The 20,956-nt window shown below is 62.3% G+C and carries 20 protein-coding genes and 1 pseudogene; 16 read left to right on the forward strand and 5 right to left on the reverse strand.

The window, feature by feature from the left end; all coding sequences use genetic code 11:
- Nucleotides 1-7 precede the first annotated feature (7 nt).
- The gene (locus E5X88_RS04210) at nucleotides 8-3,394 is read left to right on the forward strand and encodes a DUF3971 domain-containing protein (RefSeq protein ID WP_292158560.1); all 3,387 of its coding nucleotides are present in this window, start codon (nucleotides 8-10) and stop codon (nucleotides 3,392-3,394) included.
- 93 nt (nucleotides 3,395-3,487) lie between these two features.
- Here E5X88_RS04210 and tyrS read toward each other — a convergent pair whose 3' ends face one another.
- Nucleotides 3,488-4,741, reverse strand: coding sequence for a tyrosine--tRNA ligase (gene tyrS, locus E5X88_RS04215; RefSeq protein ID WP_292158561.1), 1,254 nt, complete (start codon nucleotides 4,739-4,741; stop codon nucleotides 3,488-3,490).
- Here tyrS and E5X88_RS04220 point away from each other — a divergent pair.
- The 5 genes from E5X88_RS04220 to E5X88_RS04240 all read left to right on the forward strand — a co-directional run bounded on the left by E5X88_RS04220 (nucleotide 4,728) and on the right by E5X88_RS04240 (nucleotide 8,644).
- Nucleotides 4,728-4,988: a hypothetical protein gene (locus E5X88_RS04220; RefSeq protein WP_292158562.1), complete on the forward strand. Its 261-nt coding sequence runs from the start codon at nucleotides 4,728-4,730 to the stop codon at nucleotides 4,986-4,988. The genes tyrS and E5X88_RS04220 overlap by 14 nt on opposite strands.
- Nucleotides 4,989-5,004: 16 nt before the next feature.
- Nucleotides 5,005-5,733: a glycosyltransferase family 2 protein gene (locus tag E5X88_RS04225; RefSeq protein ID WP_292158564.1), complete on the forward strand. Its 729-nt coding sequence runs from the start codon at nucleotides 5,005-5,007 to the stop codon at nucleotides 5,731-5,733.
- A complete protein-coding gene (locus E5X88_RS04230; RefSeq protein ID WP_292158565.1) occupies nucleotides 5,726-6,058 on the forward strand; it encodes a lipid-A-disaccharide synthase N-terminal domain-containing protein in 333 nt (110 codons plus the stop codon). Before E5X88_RS04225 ends, E5X88_RS04230 begins: the two co-directional genes overlap by 8 nt.
- An 84-nt stretch (nucleotides 6,059-6,142) precedes the next feature.
- On the forward strand, nucleotides 6,143-7,744 hold the full coding sequence (locus E5X88_RS04235) for a glycosyltransferase family 39 protein (RefSeq protein WP_292158963.1): 1,602 nt from the start codon (nucleotides 6,143-6,145) through the stop codon (nucleotides 7,742-7,744).
- Nucleotides 7,745-7,837: 93 nt separating this feature from the next.
- The gene (locus E5X88_RS04240) at nucleotides 7,838-8,644 is read left to right on the forward strand and encodes a phosphatase PAP2 family protein (protein WP_292158566.1); all 807 of its coding nucleotides are present in this window, start codon (nucleotides 7,838-7,840) and stop codon (nucleotides 8,642-8,644) included.
- Between the two features lie 6 nt (nucleotides 8,645-8,650).
- Here E5X88_RS04240 and E5X88_RS04245 read toward each other — a convergent pair whose 3' ends face one another.
- Both E5X88_RS04245 and E5X88_RS04250 read right to left on the reverse strand, forming a co-directional pair.
- Nucleotides 8,651-9,298: an FMN-binding negative transcriptional regulator gene (locus E5X88_RS04245; protein WP_292158567.1), complete on the reverse strand. Its 648-nt coding sequence runs from the start codon at nucleotides 9,296-9,298 to the stop codon at nucleotides 8,651-8,653.
- Nucleotides 9,299-9,310: 12 nt separating this feature from the next.
- Entirely contained in the window at nucleotides 9,311-9,985 is a 675-nt protein-coding gene (locus E5X88_RS04250) for an alpha/beta hydrolase (RefSeq protein WP_027154148.1), read from the reverse strand.
- A gap of 242 nt (nucleotides 9,986-10,227) precedes the next feature.
- On the opposite strand from E5X88_RS04250, the gene E5X88_RS04255 reads away from it, so the two are divergent.
- The 8 genes from E5X88_RS04255 (at nucleotide 10,228) to sufA (ending at nucleotide 17,631) form a co-directional block, all read left to right on the forward strand.
- Entirely contained in the window at nucleotides 10,228-11,406 is a 1,179-nt protein-coding gene (locus E5X88_RS04255; RefSeq protein WP_292158569.1) for a cysteine desulfurase family protein, read from the forward strand.
- Between the two features lie 234 nt (nucleotides 11,407-11,640).
- Nucleotides 11,641-13,158 (forward strand): Fe-S cluster assembly protein SufB, encoded by a 1,518-nt coding sequence (gene sufB, locus E5X88_RS04260; RefSeq protein ID WP_292158570.1) that lies wholly within the window; start codon nucleotides 11,641-11,643, stop codon nucleotides 13,156-13,158.
- Complete coding sequence (locus E5X88_RS04265; RefSeq protein ID WP_292158571.1) at nucleotides 13,158-13,328, forward strand: hypothetical protein; 171 nt, start codon at nucleotides 13,158-13,160, stop codon at nucleotides 13,326-13,328. Before sufB ends, E5X88_RS04265 begins: the two co-directional genes overlap by 1 nt.
- A 37-nt stretch (nucleotides 13,329-13,365) precedes the next feature.
- Complete coding sequence (sufC, locus tag E5X88_RS04270; protein ID WP_292158572.1) at nucleotides 13,366-14,121, forward strand: Fe-S cluster assembly ATPase SufC; 756 nt, start codon at nucleotides 13,366-13,368, stop codon at nucleotides 14,119-14,121.
- Nucleotides 14,122-14,146: 25 nt separating this feature from the next.
- Entirely contained in the window at nucleotides 14,147-15,415 is a 1,269-nt protein-coding gene (gene sufD, locus E5X88_RS04275) for a Fe-S cluster assembly protein SufD (protein ID WP_292158573.1), read from the forward strand.
- A 105-nt stretch (nucleotides 15,416-15,520) separates the two neighbouring features.
- Nucleotides 15,521-16,762: a cysteine desulfurase gene (locus tag E5X88_RS04280; RefSeq protein ID WP_292158575.1), complete on the forward strand. Its 1,242-nt coding sequence runs from the start codon at nucleotides 15,521-15,523 to the stop codon at nucleotides 16,760-16,762.
- Nucleotides 16,763-16,767: 5 nt separating this feature from the next.
- Nucleotides 16,768-17,160 (forward strand): SUF system Fe-S cluster assembly protein, encoded by a 393-nt coding sequence (locus E5X88_RS04285; RefSeq protein ID WP_292158576.1) that lies wholly within the window; start codon nucleotides 16,768-16,770, stop codon nucleotides 17,158-17,160.
- Between the two features lie 90 nt (nucleotides 17,161-17,250).
- Nucleotides 17,251-17,631 carry a Fe-S cluster assembly scaffold SufA gene (gene sufA, locus E5X88_RS04290; RefSeq protein ID WP_006206001.1) on the forward strand — a complete coding sequence of 127 codons (381 nt, stop codon included), beginning with the start codon at nucleotides 17,251-17,253 and terminating at the stop codon, nucleotides 17,629-17,631.
- 20 nt (nucleotides 17,632-17,651) lie between these two features.
- Here sufA and E5X88_RS04295 read toward each other — a convergent pair.
- A pseudogene (locus tag E5X88_RS04295) lies at nucleotides 17,652-18,148 on the reverse strand (GFA family protein).
- A 92-nt stretch (nucleotides 18,149-18,240) separates the two neighbouring features.
- Here E5X88_RS04295 and E5X88_RS04300 point away from each other — a divergent pair.
- Entirely contained in the window at nucleotides 18,241-18,564 is a 324-nt protein-coding gene (locus E5X88_RS04300; protein ID WP_292158577.1) for a TfoX/Sxy family protein, read from the forward strand.
- 24 nt (nucleotides 18,565-18,588) lie between these two features.
- Here E5X88_RS04300 and E5X88_RS04305 read toward each other — a convergent pair whose 3' ends face one another.
- The gene (locus E5X88_RS04305) at nucleotides 18,589-19,515 is read right to left on the reverse strand and encodes a carbohydrate kinase family protein (RefSeq protein WP_292158578.1); all 927 of its coding nucleotides are present in this window, start codon (nucleotides 19,513-19,515) and stop codon (nucleotides 18,589-18,591) included.
- A gap of 276 nt (nucleotides 19,516-19,791) precedes the next feature.
- Here E5X88_RS04305 and recA point away from each other — a divergent pair, with 276 nt between their 5' ends.
- The gene (gene recA, locus E5X88_RS04310; RefSeq protein WP_292158579.1) at nucleotides 19,792-20,889 is read left to right on the forward strand and encodes a recombinase RecA; all 1,098 of its coding nucleotides are present in this window, start codon (nucleotides 19,792-19,794) and stop codon (nucleotides 20,887-20,889) included.
- Nucleotides 20,890-20,956: the final 67 nt, after the last annotated feature.

Below are 20,956 nucleotides of genomic sequence, written 5' to 3' on the forward strand. Positions count from 1 at the left end.
AAATTGTGTGGATCAGGAGCAGCCGCAGCACGAGAAGATCAGATTCAGGCGTGATGAGATCACCGACCTGGGGGCCTTCCCGTCCGCGTGCCGCGTACCGCCGCTCGGCCAGGCGTCGATCGGCCGCGGCGTTCGTGTTCTTGCGCGGCTGTCTGCCGGCCTTGTTGCCCTTGTGCTGCTGGCCGCCGTCGCCGTGTATGCGATCGGCATGTCCGGTTTCGGCGCCGAGCGGCTACGGGCCGAAGCGGAAACGGCTATCGAGAAATTGGCCGGCGTCGACGTCGATGTCACGGTCGGACCGGCCGGTCTCACGCTCGACGGATCGAGCTTCATCGCACTACAGGTCAGCGACGTAAGCCTCAAGACCGCCGACGGCAAGCCGATGGCCAATGCCGGACGGGTCCGCTTCGGCATGAGGCTGATCCCGCTGCTTTCGGGCGAGGTGCGGCTCACCAGCGCCAGGATTTCCGACGCGCGCATCGTGATGGCGGCGATGCCGTCGGGCGGCGACTGGACAGTGGCGCTGCGCAATCAAGACGGCCTCATCGATCCGGAACGACTGGCCGATGCTATCTTCGGCAACATCAACCACGCGCTCGATACGGTTCAGGAGGATTCGATGCGCCGGATCGACCTCCGCAATGTCGACCTCGTTCTGCCTGAGGCCGGCTTGGTCGAACTGGTCAGGATCACCGATGCCACCGTTGCCCAGTCGGGACCGGGCGGCCTGAAGTTTTCATCGGATGCGGATGTCGACGGCAGGGCGCTCACCATCGCTGCCTCAGCCACCCGCGATACGACGACCCGACGCGTGGCGGCATTGGACGCCAGCGTCGAGGTAGCGGAGGCCGACGAGACTACGGGAGCTTCAGGCGGAAAAATGGGCGCGATTGCCTTGAAGCTGGCGGGATCGGAAGGATCCGGCGAGAACGCGTCGCGGCTGACGGCGTCGGTGTCGTTTGCCGGTTCCGTGCTCGATCTCGGCCCGCGTGCCGGCGAGCTTTCGGCCGACGTCGATCTCGATGCGACGCTTGTCGCCGGCGCCAACAAGATCCAGGTAGACCGGCTGCAGGTGAGGACGGGTCGCTCGACATTCGATTTCGCCGGTTCGATCGGGCCTAAGCCGGCGACTGGAACAGCGGGCGAGGAGCCGTCCTACCGTTACGACCTGACCAGCGACCGTTCGACGCTGGCACCATCGGAATCGTCCGAACCCGCGCTCAATTTCATCGCCCGCGTCGCCGGTGTCTACCAGACCAGGAGCCATAAGCTCGTGGCCGACCAGATCGGGATCAGGTCCGGGTCCACCAGCGAGGCGCTGGGTACAGCTTCGGTCGAGTTCGTCGAGGGCAAGGTGCCGGGCATATCTGTCGCCTTCAACGTGCACGACATGCCGGTCTCGCATGTCAAGCAGTTGTGGCCCTGGTTTTCCGCGGGCAAGGCCCGCCTTTGGGTGCTGAAAAACCTGTTCGGCGGCCGCGTCGTCGACGCCAGCCTGCAGTTCCAGGTCGTGCCGGGGCGCCTGGGCAATGGGATTCCGCTTTCCGCCGACGAAGTGTTCGGCCGGTTCCAGATCGAAGGATCGCGCTTTGACACGGCCGGCCACATTCCGCCGATACGCGATGCCGTGGGCGTTGTCGAATTCCACGGCAACGATGTCGACATCGCTTTGTCGTCGGGCAGCGTCTATATGGCCAGCGGCCGCACGGTGGCGGCAAGCAATGGCACGATGACGGTCAAGGCGGCAAACCGCCCGCCGGTGATCGGCGCGCTCGACATCGACGTTGCCGGCGAGGCGTCTGCAATCGCCGAGCTTGCCTCCTATGAACCGATCAACGCCATGCGCCATGTCGGCCTGCTGCCGGACGACCTGTCCGGCACGGTGACCGGCCACGTGAGGGCGGACATTCCGCTGCAGTCCGGCGTCGACCCGTCGAAACGAGATTGGCTGGTGGCGCTCGATTACAAGGGCCTGTCGCTGGCCAAGCCGTTCGAAGGACAGACGGTGACGGACGCCGACGGTTCGATCACGGTCGCGCCCGATCAGGCCGTGATCTCCGCCAAGACGCTGCTGAACGGCATTCCAGCCGAGCTCGACCTGATCGAGCCGCTCAACAAGGCCGGGCCGCCACGCAGCCGGAAAGTGGCGCTGGTGCTCGACGACAAGATGCGTGCAACCGCCATGCCTGGCTTGTCGGCCCTGCTTTCCGGAACCGTCAAGGTTGCGATCGACAAGAGCGGCGGCAACAGTGAGACTGTTTCGGCGGACCTGACCAATGCCAGGCTGAACATTCCCTGGGCAGGCTGGAGCAAGGGACCCGGCATTCCCGCCAACGTCACATTTGCCATGACCAAATCCGGCGGCACCACGACGCTGTCCGACTTCGACCTGAATGGGAAGACCTTTTCGATCGACGGCAACGTGGTGCTGGTCAACGGCGCCCTGTCCTCGGCGCGGTTCAGCAAGGTCACGTTGAACCGGGGAGACGACGTTGCCGTGTCGGTGAAACGATCGGGCAAGGGCTACGCGATCGACATCAGCGGCACCGCGCTGGATGCGCGCTCGCTGATCAGGCAATTCACGTCCGACGTCGACACCGCCACCAAGGCCACCGGGTCCGACGCGATTTCCGTCAGCGCCGATGTCAATTCCCTGACCGGCTTCCACAACGAGACACTGTCGAGCCTGAAGCTCGACTACAGCGCCGCCGGCTCCAGGGTGAACGGGCTCAAGGTGAGCGCCACGGCAAGTTCGGGTGCTGCCATAAGCATCAGCAATACGACCGGCGCCGGCAGGCGCGCGCTCAACATGACATCGGCCGATGCCGGCGCCATCCTGCGGTTCCTTAACATCTACGAGCATATGGAGGGCGGTTCGATAACCCTTGCGCTCGTCGGGGCAAGCGATGGGCCGATGAAGGGCCAGGTCGACGCAAGGAATTTCTTTGTGGTCAACGAGCCGAAACTCGCCTCGCTCGTGTCGACGACGCCGGCGGGCGACAGCCGCAGCCTCAACGAAGCTGTCAAAGCCGACATCGACACGTCGAGAGTGAAGTTCGAGCGCGGCTTTACCCAGATCGAGAAGGGCACCGGCTACCTCAAGCTGGCCAATGGCGTGCTGCGCGGCCCACGCATCGGCACCACCTTCCAGGGCACGCTTTACGACCAGGACAACAACATGGACATGACCGGCACGTTCATGCCGGTCTATGGTCTCAACCGCATCTTCGGCGAACTGCCTCTGTTCGGCGCGCTGCTCGGCAACGGTCGCGATGGCGGCCTGATCGGCGTGACCTACCGGCTCAGGGGCGACGCCAACAAGCCGAAACTGGACGTCAATCCACTGTCAGTGATCGCGCCCGGAATTTTCAGGTCGATCTTCGAGTATCGGTAGAACACGATCCCAAAACCTCCGGTTCGGAAAAAGATCATGATCAAACAAAACGGAATTCCATCCCGATTCTATCGGGGATGGGTCGGCCTCTGGTCAGACCGGCCGTACCAGAACGTGTTTTTTCTTGCCCAGTGAAAGCTTTATGACGTTTTCCGGACTCAAATCCTGAAGCGTCACCACCTGGCGGTCGTCGGACACAGGCCGGTCGTTCAGGCGCACGCCGCCGCCCTGGATGTGTCGCCGCGCCTCGCCATTGGACGCGGCAAGCCCGGCGGTGACGAACAGCGACAATATGCCGACGCCGCTTTCCAGATCGGCCTTGCCCACCTCGACGGTCGGCAGCGTTTCGGCGAGCGCGCCTTCCTCGAACGTCTTGCGCGCGGTTTCCTCGGCTTGCTCGGCTGCCTCGCGGCCGTGCACGATGGCCGTCGTTTCCGTTGCCAGGACCTTCTTGGCCTCGTTGATCTCCGAGCCGCCAAGAGCGGCGAGCCGTGCGATCTCGGACAGCGGCAGGCGGGTGAAAATCTTCAGGAAGCGCGTGACGTCGGCGTCCTCGGTGTTGCGCCAGTACTGCCAGAAATCATAAGGCGAAAACAGATCGCCGTTCAGCCAGACCGCGCCCTTGGCCGATTTGCCCATCTTGGCGCCTGACGATGTCGTCAGCAGCGGTGTGGTCAGGGCGTAAAGCTGCGGCGTGCCCATGCGGTGTCCGAGATCGACGCCGTTGATGATATTGCCCCACTGGTCCGATCCGCCCATCTGCAGGCGGCAGCCATATCGCCGGCTGAGCTCGACGAAATCATAACCCTGCAGAATCATGTAATTGAATTCGAGGAACGACAGCGATTGTTCGCGTTCGAGCCTCAGCTTGACGCTATCGAAGGTCAGCATGCGATTGACTGAAAAATGCCGGCCGACATCGCGCAGGAACTCGACATAGTTGAGCTTCATCAGCCAGTCCGCGTTGTTGACCATGATCGCGTCGCCCGCACCGTCGCCAAAACGCAGGATGCGGCCGAAGATGCGCTTGATGCCCTCGATGTTGGTGGCGATCGCCTCCCGCGTCAAAAGCTTGCGCTGCTCGTCGCGGAAGGAAGGATCGCCGATCATCGAGGTGCCGCCGCCCATCAGGGCGATCGGCCGGTGGCCGGTCTCCTGCAGCCAGTAGAGCATGGTCGCCGAAATCAGATTGCCGATATGCAGGCTGGTCGCCGTGGCGTCGTAGCCGACATAGGCGGTCACAGTTTCCTTGGCGAAAAGCTGGTCGAGGCCGGCATCATCCGAAATCTGGTGGATGAAACCGCGCTCGCTCATGATGCGCAGGAAATCGGACTTGAAGGCGGACATTTTATCTTTCCCGAAAGCGCCCCAACCGCTGCGGCTGGGGCGTGGTATGCGTGAACGCGGGCGTTTAGCATCCAAGCGCGATCAGCAAAAGGGGAATCCGGTTTTGCGGGCCTGCGTGGATGACATCCGGCATGCTTGCTTCATCGTTTCGGCTGGCGTAATGAAGCGCCGCGCCAGTGGGTTCTTGCAGCACCTGACCCGCTGGAACGGCACCGCACGGCATCGAATCGAATGCCATATCCTGTGACAGAGCCCGACGCGACATGCCGGAGATATCCATCGTCATCCCTTGCCGGAACGAGGCGGCGAACCTGCCGCTTCTGCTCGACGAGATCGGGGCGGCGATGGCTGGGCGCGATTTCGAGGTGATCGTCGTCGACGATGGTTCGACCGACGACACCGCTTCGGTGCTTGGCGCCCAGGCAGTACTTCACCCTTTTCCGCTTCGCCACCTGCGGCATGAGAAATCCGCGGGCCAGTCTCTCTCGGTGCGTTCGGGGGCATGGGCGGCCCGCGGCAATATCGTCGCCACGATCGATGGCGACGGCCAGAACGATCCTCAATATATTCCGATGCTGGTCGATGCTCTTCGCCAGGCCGGTCCCGGTTTCGGTGTTGCGCAAGGGGAGCGCCTGAAGCGCCGCGACAGCAAGATCAAGCAACTGGCGTCCCGTTTTGCCAACTGGCTGAGAAAGGCCATCCTGCATGACGAGACCCGCGACACGGGCTGCGGCCTGAAGGCGATCCATACCGACATCCTCAGGAAATTACCGTTCTTCGATGGCACGCACCGTTTTGTTCCGGCCCTCGTTATCCAGGAGGGGTACCAGGTCGTGCATTGCGACGTCGTCGACCGCTCCCGCCGCCACGGCAAGTCGAATTACGGGATTTTCGATCGCGGCCTGCAAGGGGTGCTTGATCTCGCCGGCGTCTGGTGGCTGCGCCGAAGGCGCCGGAGAATGCCAAAAACAGAGGAAATCAGGCATGGCTAACGTGCTTCAGGAATTAGCGACCTGGCTTCACGAAGTCTTCGTCAAGCAATTCGATGCGTGGGTTTTGCTCGGCTTCGTCGCCCAGTTCTTTTTTTCGATGCGCTTCGTCGTGCAGTGGGTCGCTTCGGAAAGAGCCAAGCGCAGCGTTGTGCCAATCGCCTTCTGGTTCTTTTCGCTCGGCGGCGGCTGCCTATTGCTGATCTACGCCATCCAGCGACAGGATCCGGTGTTTATCGCCGGCCAAGCCATGGGTCTGTTCATCTATATCCGCAATCTCTGGCTAATCGCCAACGAGCGTAAGGCGGCGATGACAAAGGTCGATTGAGCGCCTGCCTCCATAGCAAGCGAACGGGGAGGGGCCGACGTGGCGAGCAGGAACTACCTTTTTCTCTTCCTGTTCAGCCTGCTGATGACGGTTTCGGGGCTGGCGACCATGCCGCCGCTCGACCGCGATGAGCCGCGCTTCATGCAGGCCACCAAGCAGATGGTCGAGACCGGCGACTATGTCGACATTCGCTTCCAGGAGGGCTCCCGCTACCAGAAGCCGATAGGAATCTACTGGCTGCAATCCGCAGCCGTAGCGCTGAGCGGCGAAGGGCCAACAGCGCCGGTCTGGGTGTATCGGCTCGTCTCGGCCCTTGGCATCGCCATTGCCGTTGTGGCGACGGCGTGGACAGGAGCCAATCTTTTCGGCGCCAGCGCCGGTCTGGCCGCCGGCTTGGTCATGGCCGCGATCTTCGCGACAGCTTTCGAGGGGCGTGACGCCAAGACCGACGCGGTCCTGCTGGCCTGTTGTATCGCGGCGCAAGGCGCTCTGGCGCAGATCTATACGGCCTCGCGCCGGAACGAAGCCTTCGCCGGCCATTTGCCATGGATCTTCTGGGCAGCCCAGGGTGGCGCAATCCTCATCAAGGGACCGATCGCGCCGCTCTTGTCGGCGCTCACGGTCGCCGTGCTGTTCGCGTTCGAGCGGGACTGGCGCTGGCTGTCGAAGCTGAAGGCGGGTCGTGGCCTGGCTCTCGTGTTGCTGATCGTGCTGCCCTGGCTCGCGCTCATCACCTGGAAAAGCGGCGGCACCTTCCTGCAGCAAGCCGTCGGCAAGGATATGCTCGGCAAGGTCGCGGAGGGCAGGGAGTCCCATGGTGCCCCGCCCGGCTTCTATGTCTTGACCTATTCGCTGTTCATGTGGCCCTTCGGCCTGATCGCGCTCGGTGCCGGGCTCCAGGCCCTCAACCGCCTGCGCGACGATCCCCGGCTCCGCTTTTGCCTCGCCTGGTACATCCCGTTCTGGCTTTTGTTCGAGTTGATCCCGACAAAACTGCCGCACTATGTCCTGCCGGCCTATCCCGGCATGGCGCTGCTGGTTGGCTGGCTTTTGACGTTGAATCCAAAGGAGGCGAATGCGCCGCTCCTGCGCTGGCAGAAATGGTTGTGGTGGGCGACCGCCTTTGGCCTCGCTTTGGTCACGATAGGCCTTGCCGTGCTCTGCATTGCCGCGCCGCTCTATTTGAACGGCGCGTTCTCATGGTGGAGCGTTCCAGCGGCCGCCGCCACACTCGCGGCCGGCTATCTCGGCTTCTCGCGCCACCTGCGAGTGCCGCTCGGCCGTATCGGGGCAATCGCGATTTGCGCCGGTGTCACCTACGCTTTGCTGTTCGGTGTCATCGCGCCGTCATTGAAACCGATTTGGATGAGCCGCGAGATCGAGGCTGCGCTTCGCGCCAATCAACCTTGCGAGACGACAGTGCTCGCCTCCGCCGGGTATCACGAACCGAGCCTGGTATTTCTGGTGGGCACAAAAACGATATTGACCAATGTCGATGGTACTGTGCAACATCTGCTTGCCGATCCCGCCTGCGCGTTGGCGCTGGCGCCGGTCGGCGAAGAAAAGAGGCTGGACGACCTGCTGGCAGGGCAGGGCAGGTCGGCGAACCGCATCGCTCGGATCGATGGCGTCAATTATTCGTCGGGGGAGAAAATGTCGCTTGGTCTATACCGGATCGCCGACTGACTTCGGTTTCGCAATGAAAGACCGGGGTTTGGCATGAGCATTGGTCGCGGAGCTCCGGTTCTTGAGTTGCTTCGAAAGCTGCCGGCTCGGTCGGTGGGCAATCTCCAGCAAACGATAGCGATCGTTCGTGCCCGATTTGCGAGGCGACCGGCCAATTATTCCTGGATTCCGTGGCCGGCGTTGGCAGGTGCCTATCTGCTGCTGACGGTTGCTAGCATGGTTTTCCTGGATGGCGCTTTCGTCAGCTGGCGGGCGCACTTGCCGAGCGGGTTTATGGCAGTTGCCAGGGCTTTTACCAATTTCGGGTTGGGCGGGTGGTTTCTCCTCCCGCCCCTGGTGCTGTTCGTGCCGGTCAATCTGCTGGACTGGCAAGCCCTTTCGAGGCGTTGGCGCATGGTTGCATACAATTGGACCTGCTTCGCCTTCTTCATGCTGAGCGCGGTCGGATTGTCAGGGCTGACGGTGACGGTTCTGAAGTACGTCTTCGGCCGGGCGCGGCCAGCCTTGGATATAGGGTTGTTCTCGTTCCACCCATTCAAGTTCGACCCGTATTTCGCCAGTTTTCCCTCCGGCCATGCGACGAATATGGGCGCGGCCGCGGCAATGGTGATGCTTCTTTTCCCATCGTGGGGGAAATACGTTGTTTTGCCCATCACCGTCTGGATAGCGGCGACGCGGGTTGTGGTCGGCGCGCACTATCCAAGCGATACGATCGCGGGCTTCGGCCTCGGCATGGCTTGTGCCGTCATTGTGGCGCTGATCTTTGCCCGGCTCGGTTTCATCTTCCGCCACACGGCGGCGGGATTGCCGATCCGCAAGAAGACATTCAGGCTTCGCGCGACGTGGCGCAAGCCGGCACGCCCGTCGCAGGTGCTTTTCCCGGAGGCAGCCAGGCCCTGAGCGGGACTACTTGCAGTCCAGTCCGCCGTAGGATCGTACCAGCCGGATCATATCGAGTGAGTTCGCTTCGCTCTCGAGCCCTTCGGCAACACCGCTGCGGTCGGCGATGGGCCGATTCTGGCTGACCTTCCACTTGCCTTGCATGTCCGTGATCTCGATTTCCAGCCCGACAATGCCCTTGATCTGCGACTGGATGAAGGTGGCCGGCGCGTCGGTCACCGCCCAGGGTGCTTCGCGAGCGCCTTCCTGAGACACCGTCAAGTCGGAAATCTGCTGGGCCAGCCAGTCCTGGTCCTCGACCACCCTGACGGTGCCGCGCACCTGGACGATGGCGTAGTTCCAGGTCGGCACGACCTTTCCGGTCTCGCGCTTGGTCTCGTACCAGGACGGTGTCACATAGGCATCGGTACCCTGGAAGACGACGAGCACGGGCGATGCCGGGTTGTCGGCCAGCAGGCGCCATTGCGGATTGGCTCTCGCCAGATGAGCGCGCAGCCTGCCGTTCGGCGGTACTTCGGCGTCGAGCAGGAAAGGGATCGCGTTCGCGACCGGCCCCTCGGCTCCATTTGAAATCAGCAGGCCAAGCGGATGCGCCCGGATCAGCCCGTGCAGGACGTCCTGCCGCGTTTCCTGGAAATGAGGGGGCTGGTACATTTCTGTCGCCGGCTATCTCAACCGTTTCGGCCGCGGGTCGGACAATTCGCCGGCCAGACGGCGATCGAGATAGTCCGCGCATTCCTGGAGCAGGAGATCCGCGTCATTGGAGAAGAAATGGTTGGCGCCGGGCAAGGTCTTCTGGGTGATGGTGATGCCCTTTTGCGTGTGCAGCTTGTCGACCAGCCCCTGCACGTCCTTTGGCGGCGCGACCTTGTCGGCATCACCATGGATGATGAGGCCGGACGACGGGCAGGGCGCCAGGAACGAGAAATCATAGGTGTTGGGCTGCGGCGCGATCGAGATGAAGCCTTCGATCTCGGGCCGCCGCATCAGAAGCTGCATGCCGATCCACGAGCCGAACGAATAGCCGGCGACCCAGCAGCTCTTGGAGTCCGGATGCAGCGACTGCACCCAGTCAAGTGCCGCGGCCGCATCCGACAATTCGCCGGTTCCATGGTCGAATTCGCCCTGGCTGCGGCCGATGCCGCGGAAATTGAAGCGAAGCGTGGTGAAATCCCGCTTCTGGAACATGTAGAAGAGGTCGTAGACGATCTTGTTGTTCATCGTGCCGCCGAACTGGGGGTGCGGGTGCAGGATGATGGCAATCGGCGCGCTCTTTTCCTTGGAAGGCTGGTAACGACCCTCCAGGCGGCCGGCCGGACCGGTGAAAATGACCTCAGGCATAAAATACTCCACATGGCATATGAATGCGCGGCGCCCGGAACAACTCTTCCTCTGGCCTTGACGCAGGGCGAGCGTCTTCTTAGAAGCTAGTTTAGAATTGTTCAAAACTGGATGGCCAAAAATGTCATGGCTCGGCCACCCGCGCCGCAAGTGGCGTAAATAGGACGGCTTGCCTTGCAATTTCAAGGAAATAACGCGCTATCCTCGCGGAATGGCTGTTGAAGGGACCGATTGAAACGAAAATGGCCGGAAGACGCGCCTATCTCGACTATAATGCCAGCGCGCCGCTGCTTGCTACGGCACGCGCCGCAATGATTGCCGCGCTCGACGTCGCCGCCAATCCGTCGTCGGTCCATGCCGAGGGGCGCGCCGCGCGGCGGCTGATCGAGAATGCGAGGCGCGATGTCGCGGCGATGGCCAACGCCAGGGCCGAGCATGTCGTGTTCACCTCCGGTGCGACGGAAGCAGCTTCGACGCTGCTGACGCCGGATTGGCAGATGGGGCGCGGCACTGTGCGCATGAGCCGGCTCTATGTGTGCGAAGCCGACCATCCTTGTATGCTGAACGGCGGGCGATTTCCGGCAGCCCAGGTGACGCGCATCGGCGTCGACGCCGATGGCGTCGTCAGGCTGGACGCCTTGGCCGCGGCGCTCGCCGCGCATGACAAGTCGGACGGCCTGCCGCTGGTGGCGATCCATGCCGCCAACAACGAGACCGGCGTCATCCAGCCCGTCGAACGCGTCGCCGAAATCGTCAAGGCGGCGGGCGGCATCCTGATTGTCGACGCCGTGCAGGCAGCCGGTCGCATTCCGCTCGATATGTCGGCAGGTTTCGCCGATTATTTGATTCTGTCTTCGCACAAGATCGGCGGTCCCAAGGGCGTTGGCGCCATCGTCGCCGCCTCGGACCTGATGATGCCAAGGCCCTTGATCGCCGGCGGCGGCCAGGAAAAGGGGCATCGTGGCGGCACCGAAAACCCGGCCGCGCTCGCCGGTTTTGGCGCGGCGGCGCGCGAAGCCCTGATCGGATTGAAGAGCGTCGATGCGGTCGCTCGCCGCCGCGACGAGATCGAGGCCATCGTGAAAATGTTGATGCCGGATGCGGAAATCTTTGGAACCGGCGCGCCGAGGCTTGCCAACACGACATTCTTCGCTATTGCGGGCATCAAGGCTGAGACGGCGCAGATCGCCTTCGATCTGGCCGGCGTGGCGCTGTCGGCTGGGTCCGCCTGTTCGTCGGGCAAGGTCGGCCCGAGCCATGTGCTGAAAGCCATGGGGTACAATGACAGCCTTGGCGCTTTGCGCGTGTCCATCGGCCACGCAACGAGCGCCGAGGACATCGAACTGTTCCGCGCTGCGCTGGCAGATATTGCCTCGCGGCAAGCCGGTAGGGAAAAGGCGGGCAGGGAAGAGGCCGCCTGAGTGCGGCAGGGGCATCGAACCGAAAAGTGTTCGGAAAATTCGATGCTCGAAGAAAAATGAACGCAGGCCTTCTGGCCTGGTAGAGCCGTGCGTTTCATCGTGGCCGGGTGAATTTCCGGTGGGAACGCACTATATGGAACTTACGCCGCCTCGATTGCCTCACGGCTACTCGTTTTGCGGTGCCATAGTTTGAAAACTGCCGGGCCTTGACCCCGGCGTGGATGGAGAACGCCTATGCCTGCTGTGCAGGACACGATCGATCGGGTCCGAAAGATCGACGTCGACCAATACAAATACGGATTCCAGACCGAAATCGCGATGGACAAGGCCCCCAAGGGCCTGAGCGAAGACATTATCCGCTTTATTTCGGCGAAGAAGGACGAGCCGTCCTGGATGCTGGAATGGCGTCTGGAAGCCTATCGGCGCTGGGTGACGCTGGACGAGCCGAAGTGGGCGCGCGTCCATTATCCGAAGATCGACTTCCAGGACCTCTACTACTACGCGGCGCCCAAGAGCACGCCGGGGCCGACCTCGCTCAGCGATGTCGATCCTGAGCTCTTGAGGGTCTACGAAAAGCTCGGCATTCCGCTGAAGGAACAGGAAATCCTCGCCGGCGTGCAGAAGACCGACGCGTCGGAACTCGAGGAACCCAGCGACAATGTCTACAAGTCGGGCCGCGTCGCCGTCGACGCGGTGTTCGATTCGGTGTCCGTCGTCACCACCTTCAAGAAGGAGCTGGCGCAGGCCGGCGTCATCTTCTGCTCGATCTCGGAAGCCATCCGCGAGCATCCGGAACTGGTGCAGAAATATCTCGGTTCGGTCGTGCCGACCTCCGACAATTTCTACGCCACGCTGAATTCCGCCGTGTTCACCGACGGCTCCTTCGTCTTCGTGCCCAAGGGCGTGCGTTGCCCGATGGAACTGTCGACCTATTTCCGCATGAACGAGAAGAACACCGGCCAGTTCGAGCGCACGCTGATCATTGCCGAGGAGGGGGCCTACGTCTCCTATCTCGAAGGCTGCACGGCGCCGCAGCGCGACGAGAACCAGCTTCACGCAGCGGTGGTCGAGCTGATCGCGCTCGACGATGCCGAGATCAAATATTCGACGGTGCAGAACTGGTATCCCGGCGATGCCGAAGGCAAGGGCGGCATCTACAACTTCGTCACCAAGCGCGGCGACTGCCGCGGCGATCGCTCGAAGATTTCGTGGACGCAGGTCGAGACCGGCTCGGCCATCACCTGGAAATATCCAAGTTGCATCCTGCGCGGCGACGATTCCAGCGGCGAGTTTTATTCGATCGCCGTGTCGAACGGCTATCAGCAGGTCGATAGCGGCACCAAGATGATCCATCTCGGCAAGAACACGTCGAGCCGCATCATCTCCAAGGGCATCGCCGCCGGCTTCTCGCAGAATACCTATCGCGGCCAGGTCTCGGCGCACCGCAAGGCGACCAACGCCCGCAACTTCACCAACTGTGACTCGCTGCTGATCGGCGACCAGTGCGGCGCGCACACCGTGCCCTACATGGAAGCCAAGAACGCGACGGCGCAGTTCGAACATGAGGCGACCACCTCGAAGATCTCCGAGGACCAGAAGTTCTACGTCATGCAGCGCGGTATCCCGGAAGAAGAGGCGATCGCGCTGATCGTCAACGGTTTCGTCAAGGACGTCATCCAGCAACTGCCGATGGAATTCGCCGTCGAGGCGCAGAAGCTGATTGGCATCAGCCTCGAGGGGAGTGTCGGCTGATGAGTGCTGCTGAGTTTATCGACAAGGTTCTGACTCCTGTAGGAGGGGGCGTTGGCGTTTTCCTTGCATTTCGCTGGTCGCCGCAACTGAAAACACAGCCAATGTCAGTGGCTTTGCTTGGCGCGGTTTCGGTGGCTTTGATCCTTGCGGCGTTGAAGTGGCTCGCCTGACGGCCGGATAAGACCTCTAGTTTGTTTGGAAGAAAAAATGCTTGAAATCAGAAACCTCCACGCCCGCATCGTCGATGACGGCACCGAGATCATTCGCGGCCTGAACCTGACGGTGAAGGCCGGCGAGGTCGCCGCCATCATGGGACCCAACGGCTCGGGAAAATCGACGCTGTCCTATATTCTCGCCGGGCGCGAGGACTATGAGGTCACCGAAGGCGATATCCTCTACAACGGCCAGTCGATCCTCGAAATGGATCCGGCCGAGCGCGCCACAGCAGGCATCTTTCTCGCCTTCCAGTATCCGATGGAGATACCGGGCGTGGCGACGATGGAATTCCTGAAAGTGGCGATGAACGAGCAGCGCAAGGCGCGCGGCGAGGAGCCGTTGAAGATTCCGGAATTCCTGAAGCGCGTGAAGGACGCCGCCGCCCTGCTCAACATGGATATGGCGATGCTGAAACGGCCGCTCAACGTCGGCTTCTCCGGCGGCGAGAAGAAGCGCGCCGAGATCCTGCAGATGAAGCTTCTGGAGCCGAAGCTGTGCGTGCTCGACGAGACCGATTCCGGCCTCGACATCGATGCGCTGAAGATCGTCTCGGAAGGCGTCAACGCATTGCGCGCGCCAGACCGCGCCATGGTCATCATCACCCACTACCAGCGCCTGCTCGAATACATCGTGCCGGATAGCGTGCACGTGCTCTACAGAGGCCAGGTGGTCAAGTCCGGCGACAAGTCGCTGGCGCTCGACCTCGAAGCCAACGGCTACGCCGGCGTGATCGGCGAAGCCGCGTGAGATGCCAGAAGGCGGGTTGAAACTGATGAATATACACACCACACCCCAGCGAACGCCGGCCGAGACGGCGCTGATCGACGCCTTTGACGACCGGCTGTCGCTGCTGCCGGGCGACGGCACGGTGATGCTGAAGCGCGACGACGCCATCGAGGCGATCAAGGCCGGCCTGCCGACGCGGCGTATCGAATCCTGGCATTACACGGACCTGCGCCGATTGTTGACTTCGGTGCCGGACTTCGATCCCGCAGCCGCCCCGAACGCCATTGCGCCAATCGTCGAAGGCTCCGCCGTCTTGCCGGTCCTGAATGGCGTGTCGAGCACGAAAATGCCCGATATCGAGGGCATCGCCGTGCAGCGCCTGTCGGAAAAGCTGACCGACGGCAGCATCGCGCCGGGGCTCGATCGCTATGGCACCGACGATGCCATCGGCGCGCTGAACACCGCTTTCGTTGCTGACGGCTATTTTGTCGACATCGCCGACGGCACCGAGCTGGACAAGCCGATCGAACTGCAGAACCTGCAATCCGGCGGCCAGACGCATGTGCGGCTGGCTGTGCGCGTCGGTGCCGGCGCCAAGGCTGTGATCGTCGAGCGCCAGACGGGCGAGGGCGCGGCGCTGGTGAGTTCGGTTAGCCAGCTTCTGCTTGGTGAGGGCGCCGACGTGACCTGGCTGATCGTGCAGGAGCAACCGGATACGGCGACGCATCTTGCCCAGTTCAAGGCGCATCTCGGCAAGGGTGCGAAGCTGACGCTGTTCGTGATGAATGCCGGCGGCAAGCTGGTGCGCCAGGAGATCGTGGTGAAGACCACCGGCGAAGGCGCCGACTTCACGCTGCGGGGCATCAACCTGCTTGCCGGCGAGACGCATACGGACGTGACCATGGTGCTCGACCATGCCGTGCCGCACACGGCATCGACGGAAGTGATCCGCAACGTGGTGACCGGAAGGGCGCGCGGCGTCTTCCAGGGGCGCATCAACGTCCACCAATATGCGCAGAAGACCAACGCCAAGATGGCCTGCAACACGCTGCTTCTGTCGGATGATGGCGAGTTCTCGACCAAGCCGGAACTCGAAATCTTCGCCGACGACGTCGTCTGCGGCCACGGCGCGACCGTTACCGAAATCGACCACAGCCATCTGTTCTATCTGATGGCTCGCGGCATCGACGAGAAGACCGCGCGCGGCCTGCTGGTCAAGGCCTTCGTCGCCGAGGTGATCGAGGAGCTGGACGACGAGGCGATCGTCGAGGCGCTGGAAGCAAGGCTCGACGGCTGGTTCGTCGCGCACGGGTAACGCGCTTAACCTTCTCCCTTGTGGGAGAAGGTGGATTGGCGCGAAGCGCCAAGACGGATGAGGGGTGTTGGAACGAACGCGGCACAGTGCGGCAAGGACTTCGAGATGGACCAGAAAGTCGAAAACATCCCCTACGACGTCGAGGCTATCCGCCGCGACTTCCCGATCCTATCGCGGGAGGTCTATGGCAAGCCGCTGGTCTATCTCGACAACGGCGCCTCGGCGCAGAAGCCGCAGGCCGTGCTCGACGCCATCCAGCATGCCTATTCCCAGGAATATGCCAACGTTCATCGCGGCCTGCATTTCCTGTCGAATGCCGCGACCGACGCCTATGAGAAGGCGCGCAAGATCGTACAGAGGTTTCTCAACGCGCCTGATACCGACAACATCGTCTTCACCTCGAACACGACCGCGGCGATCAACACCGTCGCCTATGGCTTCGGCATGCCGAATATCGGCGAGGGCGACGAAATAGTCCTTTCGATCATGGAGCACCATTCCAACATCGTGCCGTGGCATTTCATCCGCGAGCGCCAGGGCGCCAAGCTGGTCTGGGTGCCGGTCGACGATCTCGGCGTCTTCCATATCGAAGAGTTCGAAAAGCGGCTGACTGATCGCACCAAACTGGTCGCCATCACGCACATGTCGAATGCGCTGGGCACGGTGACGCCGATCAAGGAGATCGTCCGCATCGCGCACGCGCGCGGCATTCCGGTGCTGGTCGACGGCAGCCAGAGCGCCGTGCATATGCCTGTTGACGTGCAGGATCTCGACTGCGATTTCTTCGTCTTCACCGGCCATAAGGTCTACGGTCCCTCGGGCATCGGCGTGCTCTACGGCAAGAAGGACATGCTGGAGCGCATGCGACCGTTCATGGGCGGCGGCGAGATGATCGAGGAAGTGACTGAAGACATCGTCACCTACAATGATCCGCCGCACCGCTTCGAGGCCGGAACGCCGCCGATCGTGCAGGCGATCGGGCTCGGTGCTGCGCTCGAATACATGGAAAAGATCGGACGCGAGCGCATTGCCGCCCATGAGGCCGATCTGAAGAATTATGCCCATGAGCGGCTGCGCGCCATCAATTCGCTGCGCATCTTTGGCGATGCGCCTGATAAGGGCGCCATCATCTCCTTCGAGCTGCAGGGCATTCATGCCCATGACGTGTCGATGGTGATAGACAGGCAAGGCGTTGCAGTCCGCGCGGGCACGCATTGCGCGCAGCCGCTGTTGAAACGTTTCGGTGTAACGTCCACATGCAGGGCATCGTTCGGCATGTATAATACCAGGGCCGAAGTCGACGCTTTGGCCGATGCGCTGGAAAAAGCGCGAAAATTCTTCGGGTGACGATCATGGATGATGTAGGCCATACCGCTGAGACCACTTCGGAAACGGCCACCGACGAGGCGGTTTCCGCCTCGGCCATCCCCGCCGACGAACTGGCGCGGCTGACCGACGATATCGTCTCGGCGCTGAAGACGGTCTACGATCCGGAAATCCCGGCCGACATCTACGAGCTTGGCCTCGTCTACAAGATCGACATCGAGGACGACCGTTCGGTCAAGATCGACATGACGCTGACCGCGCCCGGTTGCCCGGTGGCCGGCGAAATGCCCGGCTGGGTGGAGAATGCCGTGGGCGCCGTCGAAGGCGTTTCCGGCGTCGAGGTCAACATGACCTTCGATCCGCCGTGGTCGCCCGACCGCATGTCGGAAGAGGCGCAGGTCGCGGTGGGCTGGTATTGAGGTGCACTTGCGCCAGGCAGAAAACTTCACCATTTTAGGTGAGGAATCATTCGGCAGGCCTTGAACCTGCAGAGAATGGAGAAAGAAAAGATGGGACGCTTCGCCGTCATCACGATGACCGAAAAGGCTGCCGACCGGGTGCGCGAGATCGTCGCGACCCGTGAGAATGCGCACGGCATTCGCCTTGGCATCAAGAAGGGCGGCTGCGCCGGCATGGAATACACGGTCGACCTGGTGACCGAGCCCAACACCAAGGACGACCATATCGAGCGCGACGGCGCCCACGTCTATGTTGCGCCCGAGGCAGCGCTTTTCCTGTTCGGCACCGAGATGGACTTCGAGCAGACGACGCTGCGCACCGGCTTCACCTTCCGCAACCCGAACCAGAGCTCGGCCTGCGGCTGCGGCGAATCGGTCGAACTGAAGCCGGCCGATCTGAAGGCACTGGCCGAGGCGCGCGCGTCGGCCTGACCTTCCGCTTTCCCGTAGATCTAATCCACCCACATTCCCGTTCGTTTGTGCCAACTGGCGATCGAATCCTCGGGATAGAGGTCGAACGTCTTGTCGCCCTCGCCGATTTCGGGCTCGACCCAGTTCGCCTTGTATTTCAGCATGAGATGCACCTTGCTTGGCGGCTTCGGCAGGTCTGTGTCGATCGCCGAGGCGAAGGGATGAACCAACTCCGGCCACGTAGGATCGTAGAGCCAGAGTGCCGATCCGCATTTCCTGCAGAAATTTCGCTCGCCTGACGAGATCTCGCATTGCGGATGCTCGTCGTCCTCGATCTCGGCTGGTAGACGCCAAGATTGCGCTTGCCCTTGATTTTCAGCGTATCGAAATCGGCCCCGAGATTAATGGCGAAGCCGCCGCCGCCCTGCTGCTTGCGGCAGATCGAACAGTAGCAAAGCATGAACGGCACCGGCGTGTGGCTTTCCACCTCGAAGCGGACGGCATTGCACCGGCAGGACCCTTTGAGCAGAAGCGGCATGGAAAAACTCCGACGAATTTGGCTTTTCAACTTGTCAGCATGGTTTTGGTTGCGGCGATGACAAGGGGAAATCCGGATGACATGATCGTGGTATGGACAATGAACGCATCGCTGAACTTTTCGAAGGGCTCGGCCCGGTCAGCATTCGCAAGCTGTTCGGCGGCAAGGGCATCTATTTCGACGGCGTCATCGTCGCGATCGTGCTTCGCGGCGAGCTTTTGCTGAAGGCCGACGCCGAAAGCGCGCCCGAGTTCGAAGCGGCTGGCTGCACGCAGTGGACGTACACCGGCTCGAGGCACGGCAAGCTGGTGTCCATGCCATATTGGAGCATTCCCGACAGCGCTTTCGACGACCCGGACGAGATGGCGGTGTGGGCGCGCCGGGCCTATGAGGCGGGCCTGCGGGCCGGAAAATAAGCTGCCTCTCCGCTGGTCATCGCCTTACGCCACTTGCTGCGCCTCGGGCACAAGCGCCACGGCCTCGCCAAAACTTGCCGATGTGAAGGCTGGCGCAAGCCCTGGACTCTCGAGCATTGCCGCGGCGACGCCTTCGCGCAGTGCCGCCCGCAGCGTCAGGCCGCGCAGCAGGGCGGCGACCGTTGCGCCCGCCAGCGCATCGGCAGTACCGTCCACGACCTTTCCTGGTGGTAGGATCGAGAAGGCGCCAGCTTCGTCGAACCCCAGCACTGGACCGTCATCCGCCGTCACCACACCGCCTTTGAGGCCGGCTCGCCTCAGGCCGTCGACGATAGCTTGCTCCGTGGCGCCGATACCGTCATCGGCGAGTGCAATGGCCTCGCTCCGGTTCATGAAGACCAGCGCCAGATTGCCGAGCACCGGCGCGAGCCGCGCGACCTTGGCCGGCGATATGGCGAGGGCGAAAACCGGCTTGCCGGCGGCGAGCGCCACCAGCCGCTCAAGTGCTGCCGGCGGCAGGTTGGCGTCGCACAGGACCGCGTCGGCAATGCCGATCGCCTCGCGCACCTTGGCACGGCGGATCTGCTTGGGAAGCGCCAGATCGTAGAGCGCCATGTCGGCAAGGCCGATGATCAATTCGCCGTCGCGATCGACCAGCACCGTGTTGGTTGGCGTCGTGCGATCGAGGAACACCACGGAGAGATCGGCAATGCCAGCAGCAAGGATGGCGCGCGCGACCGTGTCGGCCAGAACATCGCCGCCGCGCACCGAAAGCAGCGAGCCGGAGACGCCGCGCCGGACCGCGCTGCGTAGCGCATTGAAGACGCCGCCGCCGACATCCTCGCGCATCGTGCCGGGATTTGACGCCGCCGGCACGAAGGCGCTCGAAACCTGGCCGCGCCGGAATATATAGGTGGCGCCTACGCCCAGGATTGTCGGCGACTTCATCATGCCGGCGAGATGACCTTTGCTGATTGCCCGGGTGGAGCCTAGGTTGTCCGGCGGAACCCGGCAACCGAAGGCGCGATTCGGAAGATGGCAGCACAATCCTGCGAGGGAAGCGGGATATATCTTGGGTTGAAAACGCGAAACAAAAAAAGAACAAATCCGGATATTGTTTGTTTTTCAGGCATTTGTCTCCCCTTGCCAAACGAGAACAAAAAAGGTACAAATTGATAAGGATTACGGATGGTCCGGCCTTCATTGACGACCAAGGGGTGATGTATCATGGCTCAGAACACGTTGCGGCTTGTAGAGGACAAAGCAGTGGACAAATCAAAGGCTCTGGATGCGGCGCTGTCGCAAATCGAGCGCGCCTTCGGCAAGGGCTCGATCATGCGGCTCGGCGCAAACGAGCAGGTCGTCGAGATCGAAACGGTGCCGACGGGTTCGCTTGGCCTCGACATAGCGCTTGGCGTCGGGGGGCTGCCGCGCGGCCGCATCGTCGAGATCTACGGGCCGGAAAGCTCGGGTAAGACGACGCTGGCGCTGCATACGGTGGCGGAAGCCCAAAAGAAGGGTGGCATCTGCGCCTTCGTCGATGCCGAGCACGCGCTCGACCCGGTCTATGCCCGCAAGCTCGGCGTCGATCTCGAAAACCTCTTGATCTCGCAGCCCGATACCGGCGAGCAGGCTCTGGAGATCTGCGACACGCTGGTGCGTTCCGGCGCCATCGACGTGCTGGTGGTCGATTCGGTCGCGGCGCTGACGCCGCGTGCCGAAATCGAGGGCGAAATGGGCGATTCGCTGCCCGGCCTGCAGGCTCGCCTGATGAGCCAGGCGCTGCGCAAGCTGACCGCCTCGATCTCGCGCTCCAACACCATGGTCATCTTCATCAACCAGATCCGCATGAAGATCGGCGTCATGTTCGGCTCGCCCGAGACCACGACCGGCGGCAACGCGCTGAAATTCTATGCTTCGGTGCGCCTCGATATTCGCCGCATCGGCTCGGTCAAGGACCGCGACGAGGTCGTCGGCAACCAGACCCGCGTCAAGGTGGTCAAGAATAAGCTGGCGCCGCCCTTCAAGGTGGTGGAGTTCGACATCATGTATGGCGAGGGCGTGTCCAAGACCGGCGAACTGGTCGACCTCGGCGTCAAGGCCGGCGTGGTCGAAAAGTCGGGCGCCTGGTTCTCCTACAATTCTCAGCGTCTCGGCCAGGGCCGCGAGAACGCAAAATTGTTCCTGCGCGACAATCCTGACACGGCGCGCGAGATCGAGCTGGCGCTGAGGCAGAATGCCGGGCTGATCGCGGAGAAATTCCTCGAGGATGGCGGCGCCGAGAGCAGCGATGACGGTTTCGAGGACGAAGCGGGCGCGATGTAGACTGTGCCAGCCGGAGCACCCGTTTGAATTCGCGTATCCCGAATTGAGTTGGTGTAATCGATGTGTC

This window comes from Mesorhizobium sp. (genome assembly GCF_004962245.1).
GTDB lineage: Bacteria > Pseudomonadota > Alphaproteobacteria > Rhizobiales > Rhizobiaceae > Mesorhizobium.